The following is an 18,062-nucleotide window of genomic DNA, read 5'->3' on the forward strand; positions in this document are numbered from 1 at the left end:
GAGCTTGCTCCCGCTGGGCTGCGCAGCAGCCCCAAAGCAGGCGACCGTGTTTCCTGAGAAATTGAGTGATCAGTTTTTGGGGCCGCTTCGCAGCCCAGCGGGAGCTTGCTCCCTTGCCACAGCAAGCTCCCTCGCCACAGGTTGCTTATCCGCTCTGCCACCTGCCGCGAGAATCATCGTGTCAAAAACGTCCGACCGCTTCACCCCCGCCTTCGGCCTCGGCAACCCGCACCTGCAAACGTTGTGGGGACCGCTGTGGCGCAAAACCACCCATATCGAACGCCAGCGCGAACGGCTGTGGCTCGCAGACGGGGACTTTCTCGACCTCGACTGGCACGGGCCCCATGACGCAACCACCCCGTTGGTGCTGGTCCTGCATGGCCTGACTGGCTCGTCCAACTCGCCTTACGTAGCCGGCCTGCAAAAAGCCCTGGCGGCTCAAGGCTGGGCCAGCGTGGCGCTCAACTGGCGTGGCTGTTCCGGCGAACCCAACCTGCTCGCCCGCAGCTACCATTCCGGCGCCAGTGAAGACCTGGCCGAAACCATCGCTCACTTGCGGGCCATGCGCCCGTTGGCGCCGCTGTATGCGGTGGGTTATTCGTTGGGCGGGAATGTGCTGCTCAAGCATCTGGGGGAAACCGGCGAAGCCTCCGGGCTGCAAGGCGCGGCAGCCGTGTCGGTGCCGTTTCGCCTGGATCAGTGCGCAGATCGCATCGGGCTGGGGTTTTCACGGGTTTACCAAAAGCATTTCATGCGCGAAATGCTGGCCTATATCCGTGTCAAACAAAGCCGTTTTCTAAAGGATGGCCACGAGGCAGGCCTGAAAACCCTGGCCGACCTGGGCTCACTGGAGAAGATGCGCACGTTCTGGGACTTTGACGGCCGCGTCACCGCGCCGCTGCACGGGTTTCTCAGCGCCGAGGACTATTACCGCCGGGCCTCAAGCCGCTATTACCTCGGGTCGATTCGCACGCCGACCCTGATCATCCAGGCCGCCGACGATCCCTTCGTGTTCGCCCACAGCCTGCCCGAGCCCAGCGAGTTGTCGGACTGCACCGAGTTCGAGTTGCTGGCCAAGGGCGGGCATGTGGGTTTTGTGGATGGCTCGCTGAAACAGCCAACTTACTACCTGGAACGACGCATCCCGAAGTGGCTGCTGACACAACGCGGATAAAAATGTGGGAGCGGGCTTGCTCGCGAAGGCGGAGTGTCAGCCAAAACATCTGTGCCTGATACACCGCCTTCGCGAGCAAGCCCGCTCCCACACTTTGGATCAGACCGTGTCAGATAGACCTCAGTCGCCTGTCGCAACTTCCCGCTTTGGATCAGTGATCCACTCGCTCCACGACCCCGCGTACAACTTGCCCAACGGGTAACCCGCCAGACACAACGCAAACAGGTTGTGGCAAGCCGTCACACCCGAACCGCAGTAAGCCACCAGGTCATCCGGCGAGCGATCTTGCAGCTTGGCGGCAAAACGTTGCTTGAGCTGGTCCGCCGGCAGAAAACGGCCGTCGCTGCCCAGGTTTTCATTGAACGCCGCACATTGCGCACCGGGAATATGCCCGGCAACCGGATCGATCGGCTCCACTTCACCGCGAAAGCGCGGCTGGGCGCGGGCGTCGATCAGGGTCAGGCCGGGTTGGCCGAGGCGTTTTTGCAGGTGTTCGGCATCCAGTTGCAGGTGGTTGTCCGGCGAGCCGCTGAAGGTCCCGGGCTCAATCACCGGCGCATCCAGGCTCAGGGGGAAGCCCGCCGCGTGCCAGGCTTTCAGGCCGCCATCGAGGATAAACACTCCGTCGCGCTTGCCCAGCCAGGCCAGCAGCCACCAGGCGCGGGCGGCATAGGCACCGGGGCCGTCGTCATACAAAACGATACCGCTGTCGGCGCTAACGCCCCATGCCCGCAGTTGCCGGATAAACGCATCCGCCGCAGGCAGCGGATGGCGACCGGTCACGCCCTTGATGATCGGCCCGCTGAGGTGGCGTTCCAGATCGGCATACTGCGCCCCTTCGATATGCCCTTCGGCGTAGCTGCACAGGCCGTAATCCGGGTCTTCCAGGGCAAAGCGGCAATCGAGGATCACCAGCCCGCCGGACTGCTGGCGCTCGGCCAGTTGCTGGGGGCTGATCAGTTGGGCAAGCGGCATGACTGACTCCTGTGGCTAGGTTAGCGTTCGGGAAACATCCTACTTCACTTCTTCCAGCGCCTGATTCAACGGCACGTAAAACTCTTTGAACAGCGCATCCACCGCGTCCTTGGCTTTTGGGGTGATAAACCCGGCTTCCAGCACCAGCACCTGGTACACACCGCGCTTGATCGCCTCGGCGCTCAGGTGCGTGGATTTTTCATTGGTGGTGCACAGGAAGCGCACCCATGAGGTGAGGATGATCCAGGCGTTGAGGGTCAGGGCTTCGGTTTGTACCGGGTCCATGTTCAGGATGCCGGCATCGACAAAACCCTGATAGATGGCCGCACCCTGGATCAGGCAGCGCTGGGAAAACCGCCGGTAGCCGGTGGCCAGTTCCGGGTCGCTTTCCAGCAGGTGTTCGAGGTCGCGGTGCAAAAAACGGTAGCGCCACATGCCGGCGAGCACCGCCTGCAGGTAGAAGCGTTTGTCTTCCACGGTCACCGCGCGGCCCTGGGGCGGGCGCAGGAAACTGTCCACCAACGCTTCGTACTCGCGAAACAGCACGGCGATAATCGCCTGCTTGTTGGGGAAGTGGTAGTACAGGTTGCCCGGGGAAATTTCCATATGGGCGGCGATATGGTTGGTGCTGACACTGCGCTCGCCCTGCTGGTTGAACAGCTCCAGGCTGGTTTGCACAATGCGCTCGCTGGTCTTGACTCGTGGTGCCATGGGAAATCAACTTCTAGACCCGTGATGACGGCATCTTACGGACTATCCTTGTCCGGATAAATCGGCATGTACTTGCAATGTTATTTGACAATTTAGAGTAATGACTCTAAAAACTGAAGCATTCCAATAACAATCGGGAACTTCGCCATGTCTGCCAACGTTGCCTACCTGCAAGATTCCCAGGCACTGGATCAGCTCCAGGTCCTGTTTGACGCTCAGCGCCAAGCCTACGCGGCCAACCCGATGCCGCCCGCCGCCCAGCGCCAGCAATGGCTCAAGGCCTTGCGCGAGCTGCTGAGCGATGAGCGCCAGGCGCTGATCAACGCCATCAGCCGTGACTTCAGCCACCGCAGCGCCGACGAAACCCTGTTCGCCGAACTGATGCCCAGCCTGCATGGCATTCACTACGCGAGCAAACACCTCAAAGGCTGGATGAAACCTTCCCGTCGCGCTGTAGGCATCGCCTTCCAGCCCGCGTCGGCCAAAGTCATCTATCAACCGCTGGGCGTGGTCGGGGTAATCGTGCCCTGGAACTACCCGCTGTACCTGGCCATCGGCCCTTTGGTGGGCGCCTTGGCGGCCGGCAACCGGGTGATGCTCAAGCTCAGCGAATCTACCCCCGCCACCGGCCAGTTGCTCAAGGCGCTGCTGGCGAAGATCTTCCCCGAAGACCTGGTGTGTGTAGTGCTCGGTGAAGCGGAAGTCGGCATGGCGTTTTCCAAGTTGCGCTTCGATCACCTGCTGTTCACCGGCGCCACCAGCATCGGCAAACACGTGATGCGCGCTGCGGCCGAGCACCTGACACCGGTCACCCTGGAACTGGGCGGAAAGTCACCGGCGATTGTTTCCGCCGACGTACCGCTCAAGGACGCCGCCGAACGCATCGCCTTCGGCAAGGCGCTGAATGCCGGGCAAACCTGCGTGGCGCCGGATTACGTGCTGGTGCCGGAAGACCGTGTGGACGGTTTCGTCGAGGCCTACAGCAAAGCGGTTCGCGGGTTTTACCCGACCCTGGCCGACAACCCGGACTACACCGCGATCATCAACGAACGACAATTGGCCCGGCTCAACGGCTACGTGAAAGACGCTACCGACAAGGGAGCCACGCTGATCCCGCTGTACGACCAGGGCCAGGACCGGCGCATGGCCCACAGTCTTCTGCTGAACGTCAGCGACGAAATGACGGTGATGCAGGACGAAATCTTCGGCCCGGTGCTTCCGGTCGTGCCGTATCGCGGCCTCGACCAGGCTTTCGCCTACATCAATCAGCGCCCTCGCCCACTGGCGCTGTATTACTTCGGCTACAACAAGGCCGAACAGAATCGCGTATTGCACGAGACCCATTCCGGCGGCGTGTGCCTGAACGACACCCTCTTGCATGTAGCCCAGGACGACATGCCCTTCGGCGGCATCGGCCCGTCGGGCATGGGCCATTACCACGGCCATGAAGGTTTCCTGACCTTCAGCAAGGCCAAGGGTGTGTTGATCAAGCAGCGCCTGAACGCGGCCAAGCTGATTTACCCGCCCTACGGCAAATCCATTCAGAAGTTGATCCAGAAGCTGTTCGTCCGCTAACAAACCCATCATCGGGATAACAATAAGAATGAACCCTAGCCTGACTGAATCACCCGCGCTGTCACGGCGCGGCGTCTTGAAACTCGGCCTGTGCGCCAGCGCCTTCCTGGCCACCGCCGGGCTTGGCGCCAGCCTCAGCGGCTGCTCCAGCAGCACCCCGGCCAGCGGCTTTGCGATGTTGCGCAGCAGTGACCTGCCGTTTTTGCGGGCAGTGATTCCGGTGCTGCTCGAAGGTGTGGCCAGCGCCGAGGTGGTGGTAGCCGGCATCGACGACACCCTGAAAAAGCTCGACTTCAGCCTGCAACACCTGTCGCCGGAGATGTTCAAGCTCACCCAGCAACTGTTCGACGTACTGGGCATGGCGGTCACCCGTGGGCCGCTGACCGGGGTGTGGGGCAGTTGGGAAAACGCCAGCAGCGAGCAGATCCGCAACTTCCTGCACCGCTGGGAAAACAGCTACCTGAACCTGCTGCGCATGGGCCAGGGCTCGTTGCTCAAGCTGGTGATCATGGCCTGGTATTTCCGCCCCGAGTCCTGGGCGCATTGCGGCTACCCCGGCCCACCGAAAATCTGATTCGCATCCCGATAAAAACAAGAGAAGACCCTGATGCCCGTACCTGATCTGTTCCGCGATGGCATGGCCCGCGGCTGGAAAACCCACAATGGCGCCGCCCTCGACCAGGACCTGACCCTGGAGGCTGACGTCGCAATCATCGGCAGCGGTGCCGGCGGCGGCACCACCGCCGAAATCCTCAGCGCCGCCGGCTACAAGGTGTTGTTGATCGAAGAAGGCCCGCTGAAAACCAGCAACGACTTCAAGCTGCTGGAGGACGAGGCCTACGCCAGCCTGTACCAGGAAGGCATCGGGCGCATGAGCAAGGACGGCGCCATCACCATCCTGCAAGGCCGCGCCGTCGGCGGCACCACGCTGATCAACTGGACCTCCAGTTTCCGCACCCCGGACCCGACCCTCGCCCACTGGGCTAGCGAGTACGCGGTCAAGGGCCACAGCAGCGCCGAGATGGCGCCCTGGTTCGAAAAAATGGAGCAGCGCCTGGGCATCGCGCCCTGGGCGATGCCGCCGAACGCCAACAATGACGTGATCCGCAAAGGCTGCGAAAAGCTCGGATACAGCTGGCACGTGATCCCGCGCAACGTGCGCGGCTGTTTCAACCTGGGGTATTGCGGCATGGGCTGCCCGGTCAATGCCAAGCAATCGATGCTGGTGACGACCATTCCGTCGACCCTGGAGAAAGGCGGCGAACTGCTGTACCTGGCCCGCGCCGAACGCCTGAAGTTCAGCGGCGACACCATCACCAGCCTCGAATGCGTGGCCATGGATCAGTATTGCGTGGCCCCCACAGGCCGCAAAATCACGGTCAAAGCCAAGCACTACGTATTGGCCGGCGGCGGCATCAACAGCCCGGCGCTGCTGATGCGCTCTGACGCGCCCGACCCCCATTCGCGCCTGGGCAAACGGACCTTTCTGCATCTGGTGAATTTTTCTGCCGGACTGTTCGACGAGGTGATCAACCCGTTCTACGGTGCGCCGCAGTCGATTTACTCCGATCACTTCCAATGGCAGGACGGCACCACCGGCAAAATGTCCTACAAGCTCGAAGTGCCGCCACTGCATCCCGGCCTGGCCAGCACCTTGCTCGGCGGCTATGGCACCCAGAACGCCCTGGATATGGGCCAACTGCCGAACACTCACGCGATGCTTGCCCTGTTACGCGATGGTTTCCACCCCGACAGCCCGGGCGGCACAGTCGAACTACGCGGCGATGGCACCCCGGTGCTCGATTATCAGGTCTCGCCCTACGCCTGGGACGGCCTGCGCCGGGCCTTCCACAGCATGGCGGAGATTCAGTTCGCCGGCGGTGCCAAGTCGGTGATGCCGCTGCACGGGGATGCACGCTACGTGAACACATTGGCCGAAGCCCGCAGCATGATTGACGGCTTGAACCTTGAATTGCATCGCACACGGCTCGGCAGCGCGCATGTGATGGGCGGTTGCGCCATGGGTGAAGAACCGAAAAATGCCGTGGCCGACAGCCTTGGGCGCCATCACCAACTGAGCAACTTGTCGATCCACGATGGCTCGCTATTCCCTACCAGCATTGGAGCTAACCCGCAGCTATCGGTGTATGGATTGACCGCGCAACTGGCGACAGCGTTGGCCGAACGTCTGAAAACGGCCTGAAAAAACCGGGTATTCGCGGTGTCTATAGTGCTTTCTTCTGAATAAGTTGACTTGGCCGACCGGGATGGCTGCGATACCATCCGGTTCCCCAACGGACTCCGCCAGGACGACGCGATGAACCGAGTGTTGTACCCAGGTACCTTCGACCCAATCACCAAGGGCCATGGCGATCTGGTCGAACGCGCCTCGCGCTTGTTCGACCATGTGATTATCGCGGTCGCCGCCAGCCCCAAGAAAAACCCGCTGTTTCCCCTGGAACAGCGCGTGGAGCTGGCCCGTGAGGTCACCAAGCATCTGCCCAACGTTGAAGTGGTCGGCTTTGCCACCCTGCTGGCGCACTTTGCCAAGGAGCAGAACGCGAATGTGTTCCTGCGCGGCCTGCGCGCGGTGTCGGACTTCGAATACGAATTCCAGCTGGCCAACATGAACCGCCAACTGGCGCCGGACGTGGAAAGCCTGTTCCTTACGCCGTCGGAGCGTTATTCGTTCATTTCCTCGACGTTGGTCCGAGAAATCGCGGCGTTGGGCGGGGATATCACCAAGTTTGTGCACCCAGCTGTGGCGGATGCGCTGACGTTGCGCTTCAAGAAGTAATTCTGGTCTTTGGGCTTATTGTGGCGAGGGGCTTGTCTGTGGCGAGGGGGCTTGTCCCCCGTTGGGCTGCGAAGCAGCCCCCAATAAAGACGCCGCGTAGTTTCAGGTAAAACCCAATCGCCTGATTCGGGGCCGCTTCGCGCCCCAACGGGGTACAAGCCCCCTCGCCACAGGGGCGCCAATGCGGCACAATTGCGCGCATTAGTTTTCAGATGCCTTGGCTGACAGCCCTGGCAGGAGTTTCCATGTCCCTGATCATCACCGACGATTGCATCAACTGCGACGTCTGCGAACCCGAGTGCCCGAACGCTGCCATTTCACAGGGTGAAGAGATCTACGTGATCGACCCCAACCTGTGCACCCAGTGTGTCGGCCACTACGACGAACCCCAGTGCCAGCAGGTCTGCCCGGTGGATTGCATTCCGCTGGACGAGGCTCATCCGGAGACGGAAGAGCAACTGATGGAGAAGTACCGGTTGATTACCGGCAAGGCCTAAGTCCCTTGGCGATTCGTTAGGCCCCTTCGCGAGCAAGCCCGCTCCCACATTCGACTGCATTCCAAAGGTGGAACTCGAACGAATGTGGGAGCGGGCTTGCTCGCGAAGAGGCCATCAGCAGCACCACAAATTCTCAGCTCTGACACTTCGGGCAGAACACACTTGCCCGCTGCCCCAGCGTCACACTGCGCAATTCGGTCCCACAGACCTTGCACGCCTCGCCACCACGGCCATAGACGAACAATTCCTGCTGGAAATACCCCGGCTGCCCGTCGCCGCCGATAAAGTCCCGCAGCGTGGTGCCGCCGCGCTCGATGGCCGCCGCCAGGATGCGTTTGATCTCGATCGCCAGCTTCAGGTAACGCCCACGGGAAATGCCCTTGGCTTCCCGGCGCGGATCAATCCCGGCGGCAAACAGCGCTTCTGTCGCATAGATATTGCCCACGCCCACCACCACCGCGTTGTCCATGATGAACGGTTTCACCGCCATCGAGCGTCCACGGGACAGCTGGAATAGCCGCTCGCCGTCAAACAGGTCGGTCAACGGCTCCGGCCCCAGGCGAATCAGCAGTTCGTGGTTCAGCGGGTCGAGGCTCCAGAGCATCGCGCCAAAGCGTCGCGGGTCGGTGTAGCGCAGGGCCAAGCCCGACTCCAGCTCGATATCCACATGCTCATGCTTGGCCGCCGGGCTGCCGGCCTCCACCAAGCGCAGGTTGCCCGACATGCCCAGATGGCTGATCAAGGTGCCGACTTCGGCATTGATCAACAGGTACTTGGCCCGCCGTTCCACCAGCACGATCCGTTGCCCGGACAGCCGTACATCCAGGTCTTCCGGGATCGGCCAGCGCAGGCGCCGCTCACGCACCACCACACGGCTGACCCGCTGGCCTTCCAGATGCGGCGCAATTCCGCGCCGGGTGGTTTCGACTTCCGGTAACTCGGGCATGTTTACCTCATGGAGAAAGAGTTAGTGCGCGCCCAGCTCGCGGATCGACAACTTCAAACTCTCGAAGTCGTAGTCCGACAGGCCGATATGGTCCAGCACCAGCGGGCCGATGGCGTTCCACTCATGGTCATCCACCTGGTTGCCCAGCACGCGGTAGGACGCGCAAATGTGCTCGGCCATTTTCAGGATCGCCAGCAGGTTTTTCAGCTGCGGCTTGTGGTTGGACTCGTCGCTGAAAATCGCCAGGGCATTGTGGTGATTGGCGATGGCATCGGTCACATGTTCCGGCAGGCGCCAGGATTTGGCGGTGTAGTAACCCACCACGGCATGGTTGGTGTTGAACGCCTGGTTCTCGGTGTCGACCACACGGCATTCCGGGCCGGCGTTGGCGTAGGCCTCTTCCAGCACGCTCATGTAGTTCGGGAAACGCTTGAGCATCAACGGCACGCCGCAATCGTGGAACAGCCCCAATGCGTAGGCTTCATCGACCGCCTGACTGCCGGTGCGCTTGGCCAGGGCCAGGCAGGTCATGGCCACGTCCTGGGCGGTATCCCAGAAACGATTGAGGGTGACGATGGTGTCGTCGCTCATCTCGCCCTTGATCGACTGCGCGTTGATCAGGTTGATGATGGAGCGGCTGCCCAGCAGGTTCACCGCGCGCTGGATCGAGACGATCTTGTTGCTCAGCCCGTAATACGGCGAGTTGACGATCTTCAGCAGCGAGCCGGAGAGGCCCGGGTCTTGGGCGATCAGCCGGGCGATCACTTCCAGGTCCGGATCGGGCATGTACTGCTCCATCTGCAAATCCACCATGATTTGCGGTTGAGGCGGCACGCTGATGCCTTGGAGGCTCTGTTGGATCTGTTCGGCGGATAGCTCTTGGGACATAGGGGGCACACTCTGGACTAGGCGGCGATTCTAACCTTTATAAAGACTCGGCTGACACCTCAAAAACCCGAACTGAACCGGATCAAATGTGGGAGCGGGCTTGCTCGCGAAAGCGGTGTGTCAGCCGCCGAATGTGTTTACTGATCCTCCGCTTTCGCGAGCAAGCCCGCTCCCACATGTCCGGCGGCGCCGCCAAGTACTAAACAACACGGTATACTCCCGCTCTTTTTTCCGGAGCGACGTCATGTCCCTGCCAAGCCTGCGTCTCAAAGCCAACGCCGATCGTCGTTTGCGCAACGGCCACCTGTGGGTCTACAGCAACGAAATCGATGTGGCCGCCACACCTCTTCACGGCTTCCAGGCAGGCGACCAGGCGATCCTGGAAGCAGCCGGTGGCAAGACCCTCGGCATCGTGGCCATGAGCCCGAACAACTTGATCTGCGCCCGCCTGCTGTCCCGCGACATCAAGCTGCCGCTGGACAAGTCGCTGCTGGTGCACCGCATCAACGTGGCCCTGTCCCTGCGCGATCGATTGTTCGACAAGCCGTTCTACCGCCTGGTGTATGGCGATTCCGACCTGTTGCCTGGCCTGGTGGTTGACCGTTTCGGTGACATCCTGGTGGTGCAGATCGCTTCGGCGACCATGGAAGCCCACAAGGAAGACGTGATCGCCGCACTGACCCAAGTGCTCAAGCCAAGCGGCATCCTGTTCAAGAACGACTCCGCCGCGCGTGATGCCGAAGGCCTCAACCGCTACGTCGAAACCGTATTCGGCCTGGTGCCGGAGTGGGTTGCCCTGGAAGAAAACGGCGTGAAGTTCGAAGCGCCAGTGATCCAGGGTCAGAAGACCGGCTGGTTCTACGACCACCGCATGAACCGCGCCCGCCTGGCCCCGTATGCCAAAGGCAAGCGCGTACTCGACCTGTACAGCTACATCGGCGGCTGGGGCGTGCAAGCCGCAGCCTTCGGCGCCAGCGAAGTGTTCTGCGTCGACGCTTCCGCCTTCGCCCTCGACGGCGTGGAGCGCAACGCGGCACTGAACGGCGTTGCCGAGAAGATGACCTGCATCGAAGGCGACGTGTTCGAAGCCCTCAAAGAGCTGAAAGCCAGCGAAGAGCGTTTCGACGTGATCGTTGCCGACCCGCCTGCCTTCATCAAGCGCAAGAAAGACATGAAAAACGGCGAAGGCGCCTACCGCCGCCTGAACGAGCAAGCCATGCGCCTGCTCAGCAAGGACGGCATCCTGGTCAGCGCTTCGTGCTCGATGCATTTGCCGGAAGACGACCTGCAAAACATCCTGCTGACCAGCGCCCGTCACCTGGACCGCAATATTCAGATGCTGGAACGCGGCGGCCAGGGCCCGGATCACCCGGTGCACCCGGCAATTGCCGAGACCCGGTATATCAAGAGCATTACTTGCCGGTTGTTGCCGAATAGCTAACGCCCAATTGGAACCGGATCAACTGTAGGAGCGAGCTTGCTCGCGAAAGACGAATAGACAACACGGGCTACCTGATAGCGCTGCGTTATCGTTGACGTTCTTCGCGAGCAAGCTCGCTCCTACAGCGGCAACAAACATCATCATGGGCTGGCCTCCCACAACACTTTTGATTGAATTCCCCGTTTCGCAGACTAGTATCGGTTTCTGGTTTTACTCCGGAAAATAAAAACAATGTCTGAGTCCTCTTATTCGCCACCCCATGGCGACGTAAAACGCCGACAACTCTCACGCTTCATCCTCATCACCTGCATCTCCCTGATCAGCTTCTTCCCGATCAATATCCTGCTGCCCTCCTTTCCAGCCCTGGCCGCGAAGTTCGACACTTCAACTTCTGAAGTCGCGCTGTCTATCAGCCTGTTCACCCTGGTATTTGCGATTTCCCAGCTGATCGCCGGCCCGCTTTCAGACAAGTTCGGGCGCAAGGAAGTCTTGCTGGGCTGCATTGTGGTTTCCACCCTTGGCTCGATCGGCTGCGCACTGGCGGCCAATTACCCGAGCTTCCTGCTGTTTCGCGCCGTCCAGGCCATCGGCTGTGGTTTTTTCGTACAGGGCCATGCGCTGGTGGAGGACCTGTTTGAAGAGCAGGATCGCGCCCGCATCCGCATCTACTACATGACCCTGAGCGGATCGTTTGTCGCGCTGTCGCCGCTGCTCGGCTCCTGGCTGCAAACCACATTTGATTGGCAGGGCAGCTTTTATGGATTTGCGGTGATGGCGCTGGGCATGTTTATCCATGCCTGGCTGATATTGCCGTCCAAGGCGGCCAGCCCTGAAAGAGCCCCTGTTTCAATCATCGGCACGCTGAAATCCATCGCTGGGAACAGGGACTTCATCCGCTATTGGTGGATCGCCGCGCTGGTATTCGCGTGTTACTTCGCCTTGATCAGCGTGACGCCGTTGATTTTCATGGATGAGTTGAAGCTGTCCGAATACCAGTACGCGGTGGTGCTGATGGTGTATGGCGCTGCCTATCTGCTGGGCGGCGTTGCAGCGACCGCTCTGCAGAAACATATCTCCCTCACGCGGCAAATCAACCTCGGGCTGGGCCTGCTGGCGATCGCCGGCGTGTTGCTGGCGTTGGTCATTCACTATGAGGCCATGACCACCGTCACCCTGCTGATCCCGATGCTGATCAGCGCCCTGGCCGTGACCCTGGTTCGCCCCGCCGCGATTTCCGCGGCCATGCTGCTGTTCTCCAGTAGCGCCGGCACCGCCGCCTCGGCCGGCAACAGCATCATGTTCATCACCGCCGCCGTCAGCAGCGCCGCGCTTGCCCAAGCCGGAGCCAACTTGCTGATGACCATCGCTATCAGCTTCATCGTGTTCAGCGTTTGGGGCGTGGTGACGAACATTAGAGTCGGACACTAACGCCCTCCCACTGTAGGAGCGAGCTTGCTCGCGAAAAACGTATAGGCGACACGGGCTACCCGATAGCGCTGCGTTATCGTTGACGTTCTTCGCGAGCAAGCTCGCTCCTACAGAAAGGCATGACATATTCGGAACCAGTGTTTAAACGCCAATAGACACCGCTGCCTCCTACCGTCTCTCTTCTACCCACACGAAGAGGACGAAGGAATGTCCACCCACCACAACGCACATCGTCTGCGTACAGGCCGCTATTCAGAACCCGGCCGCATTTACCTGCTCACCGCTGTAACGCATCAGCGACAGCTAATCTTCCAGGACTGGCGTATCGGCCGCCTGCTTGTTCGCGAATTCAGAAAGGCTCAAGACGACGGCGAAGCGACTTCCCTGGCCTGGGTGGTAATGCCGGACCATTTCCATTGGCTGGTGGAATTGCACAACGGCGATTTGCCGAGACTGATGCGAATCACCAAATCGCGAAGTGCCCACGCCATTAACAAAGCGCGCAGTTGCCACGGGACACTTTGGCAAAAGGGCTACTTTGATCGCGCGTTGCGCCGGGAAGATGACCTGAAAGCAACAGCCCGATATATCGTCGCCAATCCATTAAGAGCAGGGCTGGTTGAGCGTATCGGCGACTATCCACTCTGGGACGCCATGTGGCTTTAAAATACGCAACCCTGTAGGAGCGAGCTTGCTCGCGAAAAACCAACAGGCGACACGGGCCACCTGATAGCGCTGCGTTATCGTTGACGTTTTTCGCGAGCAAGCTCGCTCCTACAGGTAGACGGTGTAGAATCGGACCTATTCATCGCCAGTCATCCCCCGGCGGGTTTATGAGCTCGAGGCCCAAGCACGCGGCGATCCCGCGACGCGAGTGGCAACTTCCGGACACACGGCCATTTTCTGAGTGTTCCAGACGTCGATAGAAGCTCACTTCCCCTTTAGCACCTGATTAGCCGCCCGGAGTGTTCCATGCCAGATTACCGTTCGAAAACATCCACCCACGGCCGCAACATGGCCGGCGCGCGCGCACTGTGGCGCGCCACGGGGATGAAAGATGACGACTTCAAGAAGCCGATCATCGCGATTGCCAACTCGTTCACCCAGTTCGTACCCGGCCACGTCCACCTCAAGGACCTGGGCCAACTGGTCGCCCGCGAGATCGAACGCGCCGGCGGCGTGGCAAAAGAATTCAACACCATCGCCGTGGATGACGGCATCGCCATGGGCCATGACGGCATGCTGTATTCCCTGCCGAGCCGCGAGATCATCGCCGACTCCGTGGAATACATGGTCAACGCCCACTGCGCCGACGCCATTGTGTGCATCTCCAACTGCGACAAGATCACCCCCGGCATGCTGATGGCCTCCCTGCGCCTGAACATCCCGGTGATCTTCGTTTCCGGCGGCCCGATGGAAGCCGGGAAGACCAAACTCGCCTCCCACGGCCTCGACCTGGTAGACGCCATGGTCATCGCCGCCGATTCCAGCGCTTCTGACGAGAAGGTTGCGGAATACGAGCGCAGCGCCTGCCCTACCTGCGGTTCGTGCTCCGGCATGTTCACCGCCAACTCGATGAACTGCCTGGTGGAAGCCTTAGGGCTCGCCTTGCCAGGCAACGGCTCGACACTGGCCACCCACAGCGACCGCGAGCAACTGTTCCTGCAGGCCGGCCGCACCATCGTCGAGCTGTGCAAGCGCTACTACACCGAGAACGATGAGTCGGTGTTGCCGCGCAACATCGCCAACTTCAAGGCGTTCGAAAACGCCATGACCCTGGACATCGCCATGGGCGGTTCCACCAACACCATCCTGCACTTGCTGGCCGCCGCTCAGGAAGCCGAGATCGACTTCGACCTGAAGGACATCGATCGCCTGTCCCGCCACGTGCCGCAACTGTGCAAAGTCGCGCCAAACATCCAGAAGTACCACATGGAAGACGTGCACCGCGCCGGCGGGATCTTCTCGATCCTCGGTTCCCTGGCTCGTGGCGGCTTGCTGCACACCGACCTGCCGACCGTGCACAGCAAATCATTGGCCGAAGGCATCGCCAAGTGGGACATCACCCAGACCACCGACGAAGCCGTGCATCACTTCTTCAAGGCAGGCCCGGCCGGCATCCCGACGCAGACCGCGTTCAGCCAGTCGACCCGTTGGGAAACCCTCGACGACGACCGTGAAAACGGCTGCATCCGCAGTGTTGAGCACGCCTACTCCCAAGAAGGCGGCCTGGCCGTGCTGTACGGCAACATCGCGCTGGATGGCTGCGTAGTGAAAACCGCCGGTGTCGACGAATCGATCCACGTGTTCGAAGGCCGCGCCAAGATCTACGAAAGCCAGGACAGCTCGGTACGCGGCATCCTCGCTGACGAAGTGAAGGAAGGCGACATCGTCATCATCCGTTACGAAGGCCCGAAAGGCGGCCCGGGCATGCAAGAGATGCTCTACCCGACGTCGTACCTGAAATCCAAAGGCCTGGGCAAAGCCTGCGCCTTGCTCACCGACGGCCGCTTCTCGGGCGGCACTTCGGGCCTGTCCATCGGCCACGCTTCGCCGGAAGCCGCTGCCGGCGGCGCGATTGGTCTGGTGCAAGATGGCGACAAGGTGCTGATCGACATTCCGAACCGTTCGATCAACCTGCTGATCAGCGACGAAGAACTGGCCGCGCGCCGGGTCGAGCAGGACAAGAAAGGCTGGAAGCCGGTGGAGAAGCGTCCGCGCAAAGTCACCACCGCGCTGAAGGCTTACGCCCTGCTGGCCACCAGTGCCGACAAAGGTGCTGTGCGTAACAAGGCGATGCTTGACGGTCTGTAAGATTCGCCCATAAAAATGCCCCGCCAGGTGCGGGGCATTTTTTTGCCTGGAGATAATTCCTCAAACAAAGGAGATCAACTGTGGGAGCGAGTACATCCGTACTTACTGAATTTCGTCCGGCTTGACGATCACCCAGTTCTTGTCCGCTGTCACCGGCAACCCTTCCTTGGCCTGGGCCGCCGCGTGCTTGGCCATCATGCCGTTGAGCTGGGTCATGTATTTGTCTTTACGGTTGATCCACAGGTGGATGCCGCCCTTGGCCACGTCCACGTCATGAAACAGCATGTAGCCGTCACTGGTTGGCGTGTCGCCACCGACGATCACCGGTTTTTTCCACTCGTCGATATAGGTCAGGATCGCCGCGTGCTTGCCAGCCATCCAGGTGGCTGGGGTCCACAGGTACGGGGTCAGTTCCAGGCCGAGGTTGGCCTTCTCGTCATACTTGCCTGCAGCAATCTGCTTGCGCGCGGTGGTCAGCTCGCCGGTCTTGCGGTCCTTGAGCAAGGTGGTCACGCCGATGACATTCTCGGGTTTAACGTTGTAGCCGTACTTCGGATCGGCCGCGACCATGCGCACCAGTTCCTCGGACGCGGCGGTCATCACGTAGACCTCAATGCCGTTTTCCATCAGCTTGTTGAACAGCTCAGCCTGGCCGGTGAAGACCTTCGGCGGCTGCACTTCCATCTTCTTGACCACGTCACCTTCGTAATAGGTGACCGGCACCGGCTTGCCCGACGCCATCATCTCGTCGACGTAGCCCTTGAGTTCCTTGAGGGTGAAGCCGGAGAAAATCTGCGCGACCCATGGGTAGCAGACCATGTCGTCGACTTCACAGAGGCGGTAGTAGTAACTGAACAGGCTTTCCTTGTGGTCGGCGGTGTCTTTGAACGGGATCAGCTTCAGGGAAGGGTCCATGGTGTCGCGGGTGATCAGGCCCTTGTTTTCCAGGTACGGCAGCAACGACTCTTCAAGGTCGTAGCGGTAACTGGTGTTGTCCATGTCGAATACCGCAAAGTTGCCCTTGTTGGCATTGGCGGCAATCATCGTGTCCAGTTGCTTCGCGGCAGCCGCAGGCCAATGTTTCAACTCGGTGGCGGCAAAGGCCTGGCTCGCAAGGCCCAGGCACAGCGCGGCGGCAAACAGTTTCGGCGCTAGCTTCATGTGCGTTTTCTCCCTGAGTGAAAGACATCGACGCTAACAAATCCGTGTGACAGTTATCGCCCGAGCGCGACCGCTTTCGTCGTGATCGCGCCACCCGCGTACGCCTGGGCGCCATTTGCTTATTCCAAAAACGACAGTGACCATTCCATAAAGGTATTAAATCATTATATTTCAAGCTGTTAGCATTTCCGGTTCGCAATCGCAGGCTCACGCGATTGGCTGCCTTCTCAACGGAGCTTCAATGAATCTGCCCCTGATTCTCAACTTACTGGTGTTCGTGGCCCTGTTGCTGGGCCTGGCACAAACCCGTCGAACCAACTGGAGCCTCGCCAAGAAGGTCTTGTTCGCGTTGGTACTCGGCGTGATCTTCGGTGTGGTGCTGCACGCGATCTACGGTGCCGGCAACCCGGTGCTCAAGGCCTCGATCGGCTGGTTCGACCTAGTCGGCAACGGTTACGTGCAGTTGCTGCAGATGATCGTGATCCCGCTGGTGTTCGCCTCGATCCTCAGCGCCGTGGCCCGTCTGCATAACGCCTCATCCCTGGGCAAGATCAGCTTCCTGACCATCGGTACGCTGCTGTTCACCACGGCCATTGCGGCGCTGATCGGTATCGGCCTGACCAACCTGTTCGGCCTTACCGCCGAAGGCCTGGTGGCCGGCACCCAGGAAATGGCGCGCCTGCAAGTAATCCAGAGTGATTACGCTGGCAAGGTTGCCGACCTGAACATCCCGCAACTGCTGCTGTCGTTCATCCCGCAGAACCCGTTCGCCGACCTGGCCCGGGCCAAGCCGACGTCGATTATCAGTGTGGTGATCTTCGCTGCATTCCTCGGGGTTGCCGCGCTGCAACTGCTCAAGGATGACGTGGAAAAAGGCCAGAAAGTCCTCAACGCCATCGACACCCTGCAAGCCTGGGTGATGCGCCTGGTGCGCCTGGTGATGAAACTGACCCCGTACGGCGTATTGGCGCTGATGACCAAAGTGGTCGCCAGCTCCAACCTGCAAGACATCATCAAGCTCGGCAGTTTTGTGGTGGTGTCGTACCTGGCCCTGGGCCTGATGTTTGTGGTGCACGGCCTGCTGCTGTCCCTGGCCGGGGTCAACCCACTGCGGTTCTTCCGCAAGGTCTGGCCAGTGCTGACCTTTGCCTTCACCAGCCGCTCCAGCGCCGCCAGCATCCCGCTGAGCATTGAAGCGCAGACCCGTCGCCTGGGAATTCCGCAGTCCATCGCCGGCTTTGCCGCCTCGTTTGGCGCAACAATTGGCCAGAACGGTTGCGCGGGTCTTTACCCGGCGATGCTGGCGGTGATGGTTGCGCCGACCGTGGGCATCAACCCGCTGGACCCGCTGTGGATCGCAACACTGGTGGCGATTGTGACCTTGAGTTCCGCCGGTGTGGCGGGCGTGGGCGGCGGTGCGACGTTTGCCGCGCTGATCGTGCTGCCGGCGATGGGCTTGCCGGTGTCACTGGTGGCGTTGCTGATTTCGGTTGAGCCGCTGATCGACATGGGCCGTACGGCGTTGAACGTGAACGGTTCGATGACGGCCGGGGCGATTACCAGCCAAATCATGCAGCAGACGGATAAAGAGTTGTTGAATGCGGATGAGCATGCGGAGTTGGCGCAGGCTTAACGGCTGAACTTTGTGGCGAGGG

Annotated in this window: 16 protein-coding genes; 11 read left to right on the plus strand and 5 right to left on the minus strand. The window is 60.6% G+C overall.

The genetic code is table 11. The features are described 5' to 3' along the window. The first annotated feature begins 178 nt into the window (after positions 1–178). Positions 179–1,174 carry a hydrolase gene (locus AU074_RS00130; RefSeq protein ID WP_076013005.1) on the plus strand — a complete coding sequence of 332 codons (996 nt, stop codon included), beginning with the start codon at positions 179–181 and terminating at the stop codon, positions 1,172–1,174. 120 nt (positions 1,175–1,294) lie between these two features. Here the strand turns inward: AU074_RS00130 and AU074_RS00135 are convergent, their stop codons facing one another. Both AU074_RS00135 and AU074_RS00140 read right to left on the minus strand, forming a co-directional pair. Further along, entirely contained in the window at positions 1,295–2,149 is an 855-nt protein-coding gene (locus tag AU074_RS00135) for a sulfurtransferase (protein WP_076013006.1), read from the minus strand. A gap of 39 nt (positions 2,150–2,188) precedes the next feature. Then, complete coding sequence (locus tag AU074_RS00140; protein ID WP_003213791.1) at positions 2,189–2,860, minus strand: TetR/AcrR family transcriptional regulator; 672 nt, start codon at positions 2,858–2,860, stop codon at positions 2,189–2,191. 147 nt (positions 2,861–3,007) lie between these two features. Here AU074_RS00140 and AU074_RS00145 point away from each other — a divergent pair, with 147 nt between their 5' ends. The 5 genes from AU074_RS00145 to AU074_RS00165 all read left to right on the plus strand — a co-directional run bounded on the left by AU074_RS00145 (position 3,008) and on the right by AU074_RS00165 (position 7,729). Then, complete coding sequence (locus AU074_RS00145) at positions 3,008–4,435, plus strand: coniferyl aldehyde dehydrogenase (RefSeq protein ID WP_076013007.1); 1,428 nt, start codon at positions 3,008–3,010, stop codon at positions 4,433–4,435. Between the two features lie 28 nt (positions 4,436–4,463). Beyond that, a complete protein-coding gene (locus tag AU074_RS00150; RefSeq protein WP_076013008.1) occupies positions 4,464–5,009 on the plus strand; it encodes a twin-arginine translocation pathway signal protein in 546 nt (181 codons plus the stop codon). Between the two features lie 33 nt (positions 5,010–5,042). Further along, positions 5,043–6,638 (plus strand): GMC family oxidoreductase, encoded by a 1,596-nt coding sequence (locus AU074_RS00155; protein ID WP_076013009.1) that lies wholly within the window; start codon positions 5,043–5,045, stop codon positions 6,636–6,638. 114 nt (positions 6,639–6,752) lie between these two features. Then, a complete protein-coding gene (gene coaD / locus AU074_RS00160) occupies positions 6,753–7,232 on the plus strand; it encodes a pantetheine-phosphate adenylyltransferase (protein ID WP_049711086.1) in 480 nt (159 codons plus the stop codon). Between the two features lie 245 nt (positions 7,233–7,477). After that, positions 7,478–7,729, plus strand: a complete 252-nt coding sequence (locus AU074_RS00165) for a YfhL family 4Fe-4S dicluster ferredoxin (RefSeq protein ID WP_003213796.1) — start codon at positions 7,478–7,480, stop codon at positions 7,727–7,729. A 133-nt stretch (positions 7,730–7,862) separates the two neighbouring features. Here the strand turns inward: AU074_RS00165 and mutM are convergent, their stop codons facing one another. After that, positions 7,863–8,675, minus strand: coding sequence for a bifunctional DNA-formamidopyrimidine glycosylase/DNA-(apurinic or apyrimidinic site) lyase (gene mutM / locus AU074_RS00170; RefSeq protein ID WP_076013010.1), 813 nt, complete (start codon positions 8,673–8,675; stop codon positions 7,863–7,865). A 21-nt stretch (positions 8,676–8,696) separates the two neighbouring features. After that, on the minus strand, positions 8,697–9,509 hold the full coding sequence (locus AU074_RS00175; protein WP_173860309.1) for an HDOD domain-containing protein: 813 nt from the start codon (positions 9,507–9,509) through the stop codon (positions 8,697–8,699). 298 nt (positions 9,510–9,807) lie between these two features. Here AU074_RS00175 and AU074_RS00180 point away from each other — a divergent pair, with 298 nt between their 5' ends. The 4 genes from AU074_RS00180 (at position 9,808) to ilvD (ending at position 15,246) form a co-directional block, all read left to right on the plus strand. Beyond that, positions 9,808–11,004: a class I SAM-dependent rRNA methyltransferase gene (locus AU074_RS00180; protein WP_003213799.1), complete on the plus strand. Its 1,197-nt coding sequence runs from the start codon at positions 9,808–9,810 to the stop codon at positions 11,002–11,004. Between the two features lie 231 nt (positions 11,005–11,235). Continuing rightward, the gene (locus AU074_RS00185) at positions 11,236–12,432 is read left to right on the plus strand and encodes an MFS transporter (protein ID WP_076013012.1); all 1,197 of its coding nucleotides are present in this window, start codon (positions 11,236–11,238) and stop codon (positions 12,430–12,432) included. A gap of 207 nt (positions 12,433–12,639) precedes the next feature. Continuing rightward, positions 12,640–13,098 (plus strand): transposase, encoded by a 459-nt coding sequence (locus tag AU074_RS00190; protein ID WP_076013013.1) that lies wholly within the window; start codon positions 12,640–12,642, stop codon positions 13,096–13,098. Between the two features lie 306 nt (positions 13,099–13,404). Then, positions 13,405–15,246, plus strand: coding sequence for a dihydroxy-acid dehydratase (gene ilvD, locus AU074_RS00195; RefSeq protein ID WP_076013014.1), 1,842 nt, complete (start codon positions 13,405–13,407; stop codon positions 15,244–15,246). 102 nt (positions 15,247–15,348) lie between these two features. Here the strand turns inward: ilvD and AU074_RS00200 are convergent, their stop codons facing one another. Continuing rightward, on the minus strand, positions 15,349–16,407 hold the full coding sequence (locus tag AU074_RS00200; RefSeq protein WP_076013015.1) for a phosphorylcholine phosphatase: 1,059 nt from the start codon (positions 16,405–16,407) through the stop codon (positions 15,349–15,351). Between the two features lie 241 nt (positions 16,408–16,648). On the opposite strand from AU074_RS00200, the gene AU074_RS00205 reads away from it, so the two are divergent. Continuing rightward, positions 16,649–18,040: an L-cystine transporter gene (locus AU074_RS00205; protein ID WP_076013016.1), complete on the plus strand. Its 1,392-nt coding sequence runs from the start codon at positions 16,649–16,651 to the stop codon at positions 18,038–18,040. Positions 18,041–18,062 lie beyond the last annotated feature (22 nt).

The sequence above is a fragment of the Pseudomonas sp. ATCC PTA-122608 genome, from assembly GCF_001952855.1.
Lineage (GTDB): Bacteria > Pseudomonadota > Gammaproteobacteria > Pseudomonadales > Pseudomonadaceae > Aquipseudomonas.